The organism is Lysobacter sp. Root690 (assembly GCF_001427785.1).
GTDB lineage: Bacteria > Pseudomonadota > Gammaproteobacteria > Xanthomonadales > Xanthomonadaceae > Lysobacter.
In genome coordinates, this window is sequence record NZ_LMHM01000001.1 from 902,811 (window position 1) to 915,539 (window position 12,729).

General features: G+C 67.3%; 9 protein-coding genes. 2 read left to right on the forward strand and 7 right to left on the reverse strand.

The window, feature by feature from the left end:
* Nucleotides 1–6: 6 nt before the first annotated feature.
* The 3 genes from ASD86_RS03895 to ASD86_RS03905 all read right to left on the reverse strand — a co-directional run bounded on the left by ASD86_RS03895 (nt 7) and on the right by ASD86_RS03905 (nt 2,006).
* A complete protein-coding gene (locus ASD86_RS03895; RefSeq protein ID WP_056106952.1) occupies nt 7–408 on the reverse strand; it encodes a DUF3037 domain-containing protein in 402 nt (133 codons plus the stop codon).
* Nucleotides 386–1,162 (reverse strand): HipA family kinase, encoded by a 777-nt coding sequence (locus ASD86_RS03900; RefSeq protein WP_056107182.1) that lies wholly within the window; start codon nt 1,160–1,162, stop codon nt 386–388. Before ASD86_RS03900 ends, ASD86_RS03895 begins: the two co-directional genes overlap by 23 nt.
* 151 nt (nt 1,163–1,313) lie before the next feature.
* Complete coding sequence (locus ASD86_RS03905; protein ID WP_056106954.1) at nt 1,314–2,006, reverse strand: NAD(P)H-dependent oxidoreductase; 693 nt, start codon at nt 2,004–2,006, stop codon at nt 1,314–1,316.
* Between the two features lie 136 nt (nt 2,007–2,142).
* On the opposite strand from ASD86_RS03905, the gene gcvA reads away from it, so the two are divergent.
* The gene (gcvA, locus tag ASD86_RS03910) at nt 2,143–3,039 is read left to right on the forward strand and encodes a transcriptional regulator GcvA (protein ID WP_056106956.1); all 897 of its coding nucleotides are present in this window, start codon (nt 2,143–2,145) and stop codon (nt 3,037–3,039) included.
* Nucleotides 3,040–3,239: 200 nt separating this feature from the next.
* On the opposite strand, the gene ASD86_RS03915 is transcribed toward gcvA, so the two are convergent.
* Nucleotides 3,240–3,650 (reverse strand): 4-oxalocrotonate tautomerase family protein, encoded by a 411-nt coding sequence (locus ASD86_RS03915; RefSeq protein WP_056106957.1) that lies wholly within the window; start codon nt 3,648–3,650, stop codon nt 3,240–3,242.
* Between the two features lie 131 nt (nt 3,651–3,781).
* On the opposite strand from ASD86_RS03915, the gene ASD86_RS03920 reads away from it, so the two are divergent.
* Complete coding sequence (locus ASD86_RS03920; protein WP_056106959.1) at nt 3,782–4,645, forward strand: LysR family transcriptional regulator; 864 nt, start codon at nt 3,782–3,784, stop codon at nt 4,643–4,645.
* A 456-nt stretch (nt 4,646–5,101) separates the two neighbouring features.
* Here the strand turns inward: ASD86_RS03920 and ASD86_RS03925 are convergent, their stop codons facing one another.
* From ASD86_RS03925 to ASD86_RS03940, 3 genes are all read right to left on the reverse strand, one after another.
* The gene (locus tag ASD86_RS03925) at nt 5,102–5,317 is read right to left on the reverse strand and encodes a transcriptional regulator (RefSeq protein WP_036110112.1); all 216 of its coding nucleotides are present in this window, start codon (nt 5,315–5,317) and stop codon (nt 5,102–5,104) included.
* 260 nt (nt 5,318–5,577) lie between these two features.
* Entirely contained in the window at nt 5,578–9,321 is a 3,744-nt protein-coding gene (locus tag ASD86_RS03935; protein ID WP_200957185.1) for a hypothetical protein, read from the reverse strand.
* A gap of 11 nt (nt 9,322–9,332) precedes the next feature.
* The coding region (locus ASD86_RS03940; RefSeq protein WP_162253607.1) for an OmpA family protein at nt 9,333–12,729 on the reverse strand (3,397 nt) is incomplete at its 5' end.

The window sequence follows — 12,729 nt, forward strand, 5'->3', positions numbered from 1 at the left end:
AAACTTCTAATCGCGCGGCGCAGCCACCCGCACCATCCGCTCCAACAAATGCTCGACGATCGCGTCGGCCTGCAGGCAGCGGCCGGTGTGCACCGGCGAGAGCTGAATGATCGAGCTGCGCTTGGCGGTCAGCCAATGGAAACGCGCGCGCGGCGGCAACTGGCCGATCGGGCCGGAATCGGCGCCGCCTTCGCAGATCTTCGCGATCGCCTGCAAATGCAGGCGCACCGCGTCGATATCGACGTTGGGATCGAGCGCGAGCAGCCGCCGTGGATCGAGTTCGATGCCGGCGACCAGCAACTTGGCCTGCGGGCACGAGACCAGCACGCCGACGTTGACGAATTCCTCGCGCTCGACCCGCGGCACCACGCGGATCACCGCGTAGTCATAGCTGGAGCGAACGAGCATGCAGCGCCTCCTCGACGAAAGCGCGCGGCGCGAGCACGCGGCGGTTGAGGTAGTCGGCATAGGCGCGGCGGTGCGCGTCCGCGTCGCTGAAGCCGGGTTCGTCGATCAGCCAGCTGTCGGGAATCAATTCAAGGATGGCGTGCACCAGCTCCGGGGTGATCTGCGCGGCCAGCGCTTCGTCGACCTGCGCGAGTCGGTCGGCCAGCGGCAGCAGCACGTGGTCCTTGATCGGCGCGAAACGGCTCGCCGCGGCATCGGCCGCGCCGGCCCAGTTGTGATGGAAGTACAGCGCCGCGCCGTGATCGATGAGGGTCAGGCGACGATGCCACAGCAGCATGTTGGTGTTGCGCGGCGTGCGGTCGACGTTGGTCACGAACGCATCGAACCAGACGATGCGCGAGGCCAGTTCGGCGGTCGGACGATCGACCAGCGGGTCGTAGTTGACCGAGCCGGGCAAGTAATCGAGCGCGAGATTGAGACCCGCGCTTTCGCGGATCAGGTGCTGGATTTCCGGATCGGGTTCGGTCCGCGCCATGTCGGGGTCGAGTTCGATCAGCACGATTTCGGGCACCGGCAGGCCGAGCCGACGCGCGAGTTCGCCGCCGATGATCTCGGCGATCAGCGCCTTGCGGCCCTGGCCGGCGCCGCGGAATTTCATCACGTACAGACCGTCGTCGTCGGCCTCGACCACGGCCGGCAACGAGCCGCCCTCGCGCAGCGGGGTGACGTAACGGGTGGCGCACACGGTTCTCAACACGGCGGTGTCATCGATCGGTTCTCGCACGACGGCGATCGCGGCGGGCGACGCGATCCGGTCGCCCACCTTAGGTCCGGGCGGTGAAAAGTCCAAGTCCGGGCCGTGCCGGACCTCGCCTATCACGCGTGCGCGGATCGCTCGCGATTCGTCACGCGGCGGCCCGGGTCGCGCGTTCGTGCGAAAGCCGTTGCACCAGGGCGTCCACCTGCGCTTCGGCGCGCTCGATCGAGGCGCGCAGATCGTCGCCGCCGAATTCGTCGTACTCCACCGCCGCGCCGTGGCTGTCGGTGATGCCGAGGTAGCGCATCGGGGTCAGCACCGCCGGTTCGACATGGTTGATGTGGGCTAGGCGTTCGCCGGCGCCGTAGCCGTAGTCGCCACGCGAACTGAGCAGCACCAGGGTCTTGCCGGCGTCGCTGAGCATCGGCCAGTACGGTTCGCCTTCGCGCTGGCGGTCGAAGCCGAAGGTGCGGCCGACCCGCACCACGTTGTCGATCCAGGCCTTGAACGGCGCGGGTACGCCGAAGTTGTACATCGGCACGCCGGCGACGATCAGGTCGGCGGCCAGCAGCTCGTCGATCAGGGCGTCGCTTTCGGCCAGCACCTGCGTCATCCACGGCTCGCGCCGGGCCGCCGGGGTGAATGCGGCGTGGATCCAGCGGTCGCTGACCGGGGTCGGTGGCGCGAGGCCAACGTCGCGCACGACGATCTCGTCGGCGGGGTTGAGTTCGCGCCAGCCGCGCACGAAGCGCTGGCTCAGGCGGCGGCTGTGCGAGCCGTGGGCGTGGCTGTCCGAGCCGTGCAGGCGGGCGCTGGCGTCGATGTGCAGAAGGCGGGTCATGGGAGAATCCGGGTTGCTCATGGATGAGTGCTGATTGCTGTCAAGAGGGCTATCAGCGGTATAAACACATGTTGAATCTGGCCACTCGGCTCGACAAACTCTGATTTCTCAGCCAACGCATGAGCGAATTTCATCCATGAGCGGACGCCGCCTGCCCCCGCTGGGCACCCTGCGCGCCTTCGAGGCCGCGGCCCGGCTGCGCAGCTTCAAGCGCGCCGCCGAGGAGTTGTCGGTGACCCCGACCGCGATCAGCCACCAGATCCGCGCGCTGGAAGCCCAACTCGGCCTGCGCCTGTTCGAGCGCGAGACCCGGCGGGTGCGGCCGACCGCCGAGGCCGAGCGGCTGTACCCGGTGCTGCGCGACGGCTTCGATGCCTTCGCCCAGGCGATCGCCGAACTGACCGCGCGACCGCGGCGGCAGGCGCTGACGATCTCGGCGACCTTGTCGTTCACCGCGAAATGGCTGGTGCCGCGGGTGGCCTCGTTCCACGCCGCGTATCCGGACCTGGACCTGCGCCTGCACGCGTCCGACGATCCGGTCGATCTGCACGGCGGTGTCGCCGACGCGGCGATCCGCTACGGGCGCGGGCCGTATCCGGGCCTGGTCGCCGAGCCGCTGATCGATAACCGCTTCGCGCCGGTGTGCAGCCCGCGCCTGGACCTGCGCGGCCCCGACGATATGCGCCGGCACACCCTGCTGCATTCGGAATGGCGACACCCCACCCAGGACTCACCGACCTGGCGCGGCTGGTGCCTGCAGGCCGGGCTGGACGGGCTCGATGTCGACGCGGGCCTGCGCTTCACCGACGAAAGCCACGCGATCCAGTCGGCGATCGCCGGCCACGGCGTGGCCCTGCTGAGCCTGACCCTGGTCGCCGACGACCTCGCCGCGGGCACACTGGTGCAGCCGTTCGGGCCGGCGCTGCAGGGCCATCCGCATTGGTTCGTGCATGCCGATGCGAACCCGAGCCCGCAGGTGCGGGCCTTGCGCGATTGGTTGCGGGCGCAGGTGGCGCTGGGGGATTCGGTTTGACGCGCAGCGATTCGCCGAACTTGTCAGCGAACAGCCGCGGACATCTTCGATCTCCCGAAGTCTCTGTGGAAGGGGCTTCCGCCCCAATGCTGTTCTATCCGGCGCGGCGATCTGAGACAAAAGCGTCGGGGCGGAGGAAGCCCCACTCATAGAGACCTATGGGATCGCGCGGGTCGCTTCGATCTAGCAGATTGGCTCGATCAATCCTTCGCACTCAGCTGGGCGAGCTGATACCGCCGCTCCTGAGTCAACCCGCCATAGCCATAAGCCGCCGCACGCGCGTCGATCACATGGATGTAGGAGGTCTCGTGCACCTCGCCGATCAGCGCCGATAGCTGCGCATGCACCTGTTGCAGATAACGCGCTTTCTCGCCCTTGGTGTTGGTTTCGTCGGTGATGCTGATGTCGAGGTGAAACGCGTCGCGGTCCCACTCCGCCAGCGAACGCCCATCGATGAACCAGTGCGCGCGGTCGACGTAATGGATCGCGATCGCGATCAACTCGCGGGGCTTGCCCAGCACTTCGACGGTGAGGTCGGCGATCAAGGCCGCGGCGCGACGGCTGAGGTCGGGGTTCGGCGATCCGGACAGTTGCAGATTCAGGTGCGGCATGGCGGCGGGCTCTGAGGCGGGCCGGCATGACTCGGCCCCGGGATGCAGGTTCACATTAGGCTTGCCATAGCCATCGGAATAGCGGGAAGATCTGATCCCATCCATCGGCCTGGCCGATAGCAGGAATGCCCATGCGCAGCCTCGATCTGGAACAGCTCCGCGCCCTGGTCGCGGTCGCCGACGCCGGCAGCATTTCCGGCGGCGCCGGCCGCGTGTTCCGCTCGCAGTCGGCGATCAGCGAACAGATCCAGAAGCTCGAACTGGCGGCCGGCGCACCACTGCTGCTGCGTTCGCGCAACGGGGTCGTGCCGACGCCAGCCGGCGAACGCCTGCTCGGGCATGCGCGGCAGATGCTCGCGCTCGGCGAACTGGCGCTGCACGACGTGCGACGCGAGCTGCATCGCACTCAGGTGCGGCTGGCGATCAGCGATTACTTCCGGCCCGACGAGATCGCCGCCCTGCTCGGCCATCTCGCCCGCCACTGCCCACAGCTGCAGTTGCAGGTGACGATGGGCCAGAGCGCGGCGCTGGCGCGCACGCACGCCGAGGGCGGTTTCGATCTGGCCCTGACCATGGACCTGGAAACGCCCGCGCAAAGCCGCCAACGCGGCCGCAGCGACGTGCTGCGGCGCGAACCGTTGGCATGGGTGGCCGCGCCCGGCCTGGACCTGCGCGGCGAGTCCGAACTGCCGCTGATCCTGTTGCCGGCCAGTTGCAGCCTGCACCAGACCGCGGTGCGGCGTTTGCTGCAGCAGCGGGTCGGGCACCGGATCGCCCATATCGGCAGCGGCGTCGCCGGTGTGCAGGCGGCCCTGCGCGCCGGGCTCGGTCTGGGCTGCCTGAATACTTCGGCGATCGCGCCGGGATTGGCGATCGCGCGCTCGACGCGCTTGCCCAGCCTGCCGAGCTGTCGCTTCGTGCTGTTGCCGCCGCCCGACGACGCGGCGCCGGGATTGCGCGAGGCGGACGCGGTATTGCGGGCGTTCTTTCGCTGACCGCGATCGCGTGTCGCGAACAAGCGCTGGCGGGCGGGCATGCGCTTGAGGCATACGCTCGAGGCTCGCGCCCGAGTGCGCGCGGCGTTCGCACGCGCTGGCGTTTCGAACCGAAGCTTATCAACCCGACGTGGGTGCCGGCGCGGGCGAAGTCTTGATGGCGTCGCGAACCGATTACGCGGAGCCGGTTCGGCCTGAGCGCATCATCGAAGCCGATCCGTCGTCATGGCTCCGCGGAGTCGCCGCCGCAACCGGATTATCCGCGCCGGCTCGCAGGAGCCGGCTTACGGCACGGGAGCGCCGCGCCTTGTACTGGGTGGCAAACCACCGCCGGCCCGATTGCGATGAACGAGCCTGATTCGATGGGTTAACGGATTGGCCGAAAGCTGTCATGCAATGTCGCCGCATCTTCCGGTATGCGGCGGGGCCATAGTCACATCATGCGGGTCATGCAGGTCACAACAGCATCAGTTCGGAACGCTCCTTGGTGCTGTTGTCGACGAAGAACATCTTCTTGCCCTTGTCTGCACGATCCTCGACCACCTGGTACAGGCGCAGCGCCTGACGGATGGCCGCGGTCTTGCTGACACCCTTGCGCACACACAGCTCTTCGAGAAACTGCATCTCGCTGCCGGCCAGATTAAGGGTCATACGGCGCCGGGTCTCTTTCATTGGTACACCTCATTGTTTAGCTGAATTGGCCAGAAGTCGCGGCCTTGCTCGACGCGACCGAAATTATCGACTTGTCGCTCCTGTTCTCTTGCTTGCCTTCCTTGCAGGTGTCGCACTTGCCATGCGCATGCATTCGCCGTGTCACCGGAAAACCCATCCGCATCGTGGGCGCAAAGGCCCACACGTCCACGGCCGGGGAGCGGCCGCTTCCGGAAATCGGCATCGCCGCGAGCCAGCGAGGCTGGACCCGCGCCGATGCATCAGTAACTCCCGACCATGTTGAGGAACCAGCCACGATGGTCGTAATCGAAATTGGTGAGGTCGTCGCTGAACTCGGTGAAGTTGTAGCCCACGCCGACGCGGAAGTTCTTGCCGATGTCGCGATCGATGCCGATCAGCGCGCCCTGCTTGCGGCCGCCGTCCTTGACGTCGAGCCATCGGTATTCGGCCAGGCCGTGCCAGACCTCCTTGAACTCGTAACGCGTCTGCACCGCGGCGAAGGTGGTCGAGGAATCGGCCCACTCGCCTTGCAGCCGGCCGAAGCGCACCTCGCCGACCCGCCGCGCCAGCTTGCCGGCGAACTCCCAGCGATGATTCGGGTGGTAGATGCCTTCGAACGCCAGCACCTGGCTGCGCTGATCGTAATCGGCGATGTTCGGACCGACCTGCTCCAGCGCCGAAACGTCGTACAGGAAGGTGTACTTGCCCAGCAGCGCCCAGCGTGTGTTGTTGTAAGGGCGCCATGAGAAGCCGACATTGCTTTCGACGAACTTCGCGCCGGCGTCGCGATTGATCTGATCGCGGGTCTGCGAGTAGTTCAATCGCCCGGCGATGCGGAAGCTGTCGTTGAGCTTGTGCAGGAAGCGATTGCTCGAGGTCCACTGCTCGCGCCGCTCCGCGCCGCTGTCGCGCCGCCATTCGAGCTTGCTCGACCATTGGGTGTCGACCGAATTGCGGCCGCCGCTGAGGCTCACCGCGCGGCGGTTGACCTGCCCCAGTTCGGCGGCGCGATCGAGCGTCGCCTGCTGCAGGGTGAAGCCCAGGTTCCAGCCTTCGCCCGGGTAAAAATCCATGCCGTAGGTGTGGGCCAGGCCGGATTCGTTCGGCGCCTTAAGGAACTGGCTTTCGTTGAACAGGTTGACCTGGTTCGACAGGCGCCAGCGCTGGCCCAGGGTCCATCCGCTGTTGAGGCGGTCGTTGAACAGCGGGTCGTGCTCGGTGGTGTCGGTCGAATAGGTGTAACTGCCGTACAGGCTGTGATCGGGCGCGAGCCGGTATTCGGCGTTGACCTTGGCCGCGTCGCCGCGATCGCCGGTGGTGAGCTCAGCGCCGACGCTGGACAGTTCGCCGAACAGGTACTTGGCGCCGACGCTCAAAGCATCGTTGTCGGCGTAGCGGCCGTCATCGTCGTCGACGGTGACCTGGGCGGTGCCGAACAGCTCCAACTGGGTGCTGACCTGCTGGCGGTACTCGAGCGCGGCCAGGGTGCCGTTGGCATCGCCGCTCAGGCGCTGCTCCTGCACCCGCCGCACTTCGCCGCTGACGGTGATGTCGTCGTTGAGACGCCATTCGCCGGTCAGCTGGGCCTGGGTCAGCGATTCCTCGCCGCGTTCGGCAACGCTGTAACGGCCGAACAAACGCAGCGCCGGGGTCAGTTCGCCGTTGAACTCGAAGCCGCGCTCTTCGATCGGCTCGCCGATGTCGTAACGCGAAATCGAATAGCCGGCGTCGACCTTGCGCCACCACGAGCCCAGCGTCCAGTCGTTTTCGGTCCAGCCCAGTTCGCGCAGATTGGCCCGCGCCTCGACCGAGCGCGCCTTGCCTTCGCGGTCATTCAGGCCGGAATTGAGTTCGGTGAAGCTCAGGCCGCCGTTGTCGGAGAAGAACACCGGCGCGCTGGTCGCCTCGGTCTGGGTCTGTTCGAGCTTGAGGTAGGTGCCGCGGCCGGCCTGCAGGGTGAGGTCGGCGCCCTTGAGGCTGTAGTCCTCGCCCGAGCGCTTTTCGTCGATGTAGGTGCCGCCCACCGCGACGTGGTCGCCGAACCAGTGCTTGCCGCGGAAACCGGTCGCCATGTCGTCGGCGTCGAAACCGGTCGGCACGTATTCGTAATCGACCAGCAGGATCTGCTGATAGCCGTCGAGCGGGGTGTCGTGGGTGAGCGTGCGCAGGCCGTCGCGCGACACTTGCGACAGCGGCTTGTCGAGCAGGATGCGGCCTTGCAGCTCGTCGATTTCGTAATCGGCGCCGCGCACCAGGTCGACCCGGTTCTCGACCCGGCCGGTGGTGGGATCGCGCACTTCGACGGTGAGCTTCTCCGAGCCCGGCAACACGTCGCCGTGCTTGAGGTAGTACAGGCGCGCACCGGTGCCGAGCAGTTCGGTATGCCCCGGCGCGGTCTGCGCCTGCGAGCCGAACACGCGCAGCTGCGAGCCGGCTTCGCCGATCGCGGTGGTGCGACGGCTGCGCCAGTCGAGCGCGCCGCCGTACAGCGAACGGTTGTACTGGGCGTATTCGGTGCCGGTGATGCCGGTGTTGAAGTTGCCCCACAGCGCCTGGTTCTTGTCCCAGTCCACGCGCAGGTACAGGCGCCCCATGGTGTCGACGTCGCGGTAGGTCACCGAGTCGTCGCCGTACACCGGGTAGTACAGGTCGGGGTCGAGGCGGCGGAACACGTCCTGCGGGTCCGCGTCCCAGAAGCCGTTGAACAGCTCGCTGATCTCGCGTTCCTGGGTGTCGGCCTGGGCGGTGACAAGGTACTTGCCCTTGACCTTGCCCTTCAGATAGAACGCCAGGCGGCCGTCGATCAGGAAGTTGTCGTCATAGCGATCGTCCGGCGTGACCGGTTCGACCGAACCCGACGCGCTGTTGCCCGACACGGTGACGTCGGCCATCGCGACCGCGAACAGGTAGCGGCCGGTGACATCGACATCGATCGCGTGATGCAGGGCCGGCTCATCGTTGCGGCCGGCGACTTCGATATCGAAACGATGCTGGCCGACCGGCACCAGGTACTCGGCGACCAGCTTGCGTTCCAGATCGACCGGATGCATGCGGCCGTTGATCTTGATCGACATGCCGTCGGGGATGTTGCGTCCCTGCAGGCGCACGCGCGAGCCGTAGATCGGGATGTTCTGCTGGCGCAGGTTGTCCTGGCCGAAGATGCTGTCGATCTGGTTGCGCTGTTCGGCGTCCTGCTCGCTCAGCGAGGCGCCGAACTGGCGCTCGGTGGCATCGCGCAGGATCCGCGCGCCGCGTTCGGCCTCTTCGGGCCGGACCAGTTGGATCCGCCGCGGAAAGGTTTCGTCGAAGCTGCCGTCTTCGCCGTAGGCGCGGACGATGTAGATGAGTTCGTCGTCCGCGCGCAGCTTGAGCTCGGCCGGCATCGCGCCGTCCCATTCGACGTCGCTGACCGCCGCGAGCGGCATCGGCACCGTCGCGATCGGGCTGACCAGGTCGGAATCGCTGGCGCGATAGATCAACACCTCCGCGCGTTTGATGAACGCCGCGTAGTTGTTGTAGGCGTAGAAGCGCACCGGCTTGACGATCCGGCTGCCATCGAAGGCGACCAGCGACGGCGCCGACACGGTCATTTCCGGCTGACCGAGGTTGGGATCCTCGGTCGCCCAGATCACGCCGCCACCGGGCAGTTGCATCGACCATTTGCCGACCACGACCGCCTTGCCGGGCACCGGGTTCTGCTGCCAGACCGAGTTGCTGTCCTCGGCTTCGATCGTGACCCGGCGATCGGGTTGCAGCGTCTCCGACGAGGAACGTTCGGTGGTGCCTTGGGTGACCGGCTGACGCTTGCCGCGCGTGCGCAGTTCGAACAGCACGCCCTGGTCGCTGCCGCAACCGGCGTCGTTGCACTCCACCTCGCCGCTGTCCTGCGCCGTGTCCGGCGCCGCGGCGGGAGGGGTCGCCGGCGGCGCGGTTTGCGCGCCGGCGACCTTGACCAGGCCACTGAGAATGCAGATCAGGGTGTAATCGAGCAGTTTCATTTTCATGGCAGGCCCCCTCACTTGCCCGGCTTATCGGCAGGGGCTGCCGGGTCGTTGCTGATGTCGACGCGCAGGTGCTGGCGCAGCTCCGGAGTGGCGTGGGCGACGATCGCCTCGAACACCGCCCGCGTGCGGCGCATGCCGAGCGCGACGTTGTATTCGTCCGAAGCGCGCAGATCGGTGTGGCCGGTGATGACCACGCGTGTCCCACGCAATTGCTCCAGCGCCGCGGCCACCTTGGCGATCACCGGCAGATACCTGGGCTTGATCGTCGCCTTGTCGGTATCGAACAGCACCGTGCCCAGCAGCGGCCACTCGGCGAAACCCACCACCATCGTGGCCGGGTCCTGCGGATCGGTGCGGACGCTGATCTGCAAGGCCTTGAACAGCTGCGGGTCGACCATGGTCTCCAGTGACTTGCGCACCGCCAGGGCACGGTCCATCGCCAGCGTCTCGTTCTCGCCGTTGGCGGTGATGACGATTTCGCCGCCACCGTACTGCTTGATCTTCGACGCCATGTTCTCGATCGCCGGCAGGTACTGCGGAGTGACCTGCGCGCTGGCCGGCGAGAACATCACCTCGCCGATCCGCATCTCGACCTGCTCCTGCCTGCCGGGGATTTCGCCCGGCGGCAGCTTGACGCCGAAGTCGAAGCGCACCGGGATGCCCGGAGTCAGACGCCGCACCAACGGGTTGTCGGTGGTGAACGTCGCGCCCGGAGGCAAGGTGGCCGGATCGACCTTGAGGATGAAGTTGCGGCCGCGTTCCCACGGACCGCCCGCCACGCCCTCGAGGTGGTAGCGGCCGAACTGGTCGGTTTCGATCAGCAGGCCTTCGACCGAGGCGATGCGCACGCCGGGAATGCCGCGTTCGTCGATGCCGTGATTGCTCACGATGTAGTCGACGCGGTAGCCCTCGGCGGTCTGCGCGACCTGGCGTTCGACCTTCGGCTCGGCGGCCGTGAGGTTCTTGGCCGCGTCGCCGCTGAGCTCGGTACGGGTGTTGCCGGCCGCGTCCATGCGCACGGTGATGCCCTGCGCCGTGGTCAGCGCGAAGCCGTCGTCGAACTTGGGTTCGCGCAGCGTCTGGCTGATCACCACGCGGTGGTCGGCGACCGGATCGGCCTCGGACTGACGCGCGCTGATCTTGCCCAGGTCGATGCCGTGCAGCATCGGCGAGCTCGCATCGGGCTCGGGCTTGGCGCCTGCGCCGCGATCGACCGTGGTCGAGTTGGCGACGTAGGCGTCGGCCGCGAAGCCGCCCTGCACGCGCACCCGGCTCAGGTCGGCCGAATCCTGCCAGCCGTCGCTATCGCGGTCGTCGAACACGGTGCCGACCAACAGCGATTCGTCGAGCAGCGGATCGGCGATCAGCTGCACTTCGGCGGTCGCCTCGTTCGACCGCACGTCGCCGTCCTCGGCGAAGGCGCGGTTGACGTGGGTACCGGGACGCACGCCGGCGCCGACCCGCAGCAGGTACATCACGGTCGCGCTCTCGCCGGCCTTGATGTCGATCTGATCGACCTTGATCGGGTAGCTGCCAACCTGGCGGCCGCCGCCATCGCGATCGGCCACTTGCAGGCTGCCTTCGACCAGGGTGAAGCCGGCCGGCGGCGTGTCGGTCAAGGTCGCGTCGACCGTGTCGACCTGGCCGACGTTCTTGATCGTCAGCGTGTAGCGGACCAGGTCACCGATCTTCACGTCGCGCGGATTGGCCTGCTTGCTCACGAACAGATCGCTGCTCGCCTCGGGCTCGACCTGGACGATCGCGGCCGCGTTGGCGGTCGCGGTGCCGGTGGCGCCGCCGCCGACATTGCCGTAACGCGCGGTCACCTTGACCACGTTGTCCAGCGTGCCGCCGGCGTTGGCTTCCTCGCGGGTAATGGTGTGCGTGTAGGCGTTGCAGTCCGTGCTCGCGCCCGGCGCCAGCGAAGTCGCGCCGCAGCTCAACGTGGTGGCCGGATAGGTCTCCAGCACATCGCTGGTGGCCATGTCGTTGAGGGTGATGTTGCCGGTGTTGCTGATGCGCACCGCATAGGTGATCACGTCGCCGGCATTGCCCACGCCCTGCTTGCCTTCGTCCACGGTCAGGGTCGCGACCTTGACGATGGCCACGGCCGGACGTGCCTCGATCGGCACGGTGACGGCGGGATGGCAGCGCGCTTCGGTCGAACCCGCCGGGCAGACGTTCGGCGTGCTGGTGCTCACCGTCGCGGTGTTCACCACCGAGCCGTTGTCGGCGTCGGCCTGCAGGACTTTGTAGGTGCCGGTCAGCACGCAGGTGCCGGTCGGCGCGACGCTGGCGCAGGCGATCGTGTTCGGCGTGATCCTGTCGTCGCTGACGACCACGTCGGTCAGATCGATGTTGCCGGTGTTGGTCGCGGTGACGGTGTAGGTCAGCGTGTCGCCCACGCTCACCCGTCCGTCGCCGTCCTCGTCGGCGTTGCCGGTCATGGCCTTGGCCGAGCTCAGATTCGGCATCTGGGTCACCGGCACGTCGACGCGCGGGTTGCACTTCGGATCGGCCGAACCGCTCGGGCAGACCGGCTGGCCACCCGGCGGCGGCGTGTCGACCACCGTGGCGGCGTTGCGGATCGTGCCCGCGTTGGCGTCGGCCGGCGTGACCCGGTACGTGCCGGTCAGCGCGCAAGTCGCACCCGGCACCACGATCGCGCAGGTCGTCGTGTTCGGCGTGATCTTGTCGTCGGTCACCACCACGTTGCCGAGATCGATGTTGCCGATGTTGGTCACGGTGATCGTGTAGCTCAGGGTATCGCCCACCGTCACCGAGCCGCTGCCGTCTTCGTCGGCGTTGCCGCTCATCGCCTTGGTCGAACGCAGCTCGCCGTTACGCGGCAGCGGGGTCTGGGTGGACGCGGGGCCCGAGGTCACCGGCGTTCCGCTGGGCGGCGTACCGGTGGCGGTCGCGGTGTTGTCCGAGGTGCCGGCGTTCACTTCCTCCTGGGTGATGGTGTGGGTGCCGGTGCAGGTCGTGCTCGCATTCGGCGCCAGCGTGGTCGCGTTGCAGATTGCCGGCGCGTCCAGCTTGGCGTCGTTCACCACCACGTTGGTCAGGTTCACGTTGCCGGTGTTGGTGATCACGAAGGTGTAGCCGATCGTGTCGCCCGCATCGGTCACGCTGGCGTTGGCGCCCAGGTTCGTGGTCGGCGCGCTCGCGGTCTTGGTTATGGTCAGCGCGGGGTTGACCACGACCGGATGGGTCGTGGTGCAGGACGTGCACTCCGGATCGGGATCACCGCCACCATTGCCCGTCACACTGTTGCCGACCGAGCCCGATGCATTGGCATTGATCGTGGTCGTGTAGCTGACCGCATAGGTGCCCGGAACGGTCCCGGCCGGCAAGGTGCAGACCACCGGACCGGTTCCCGTGCAGGTGTACGCACCCGGCGCGGTG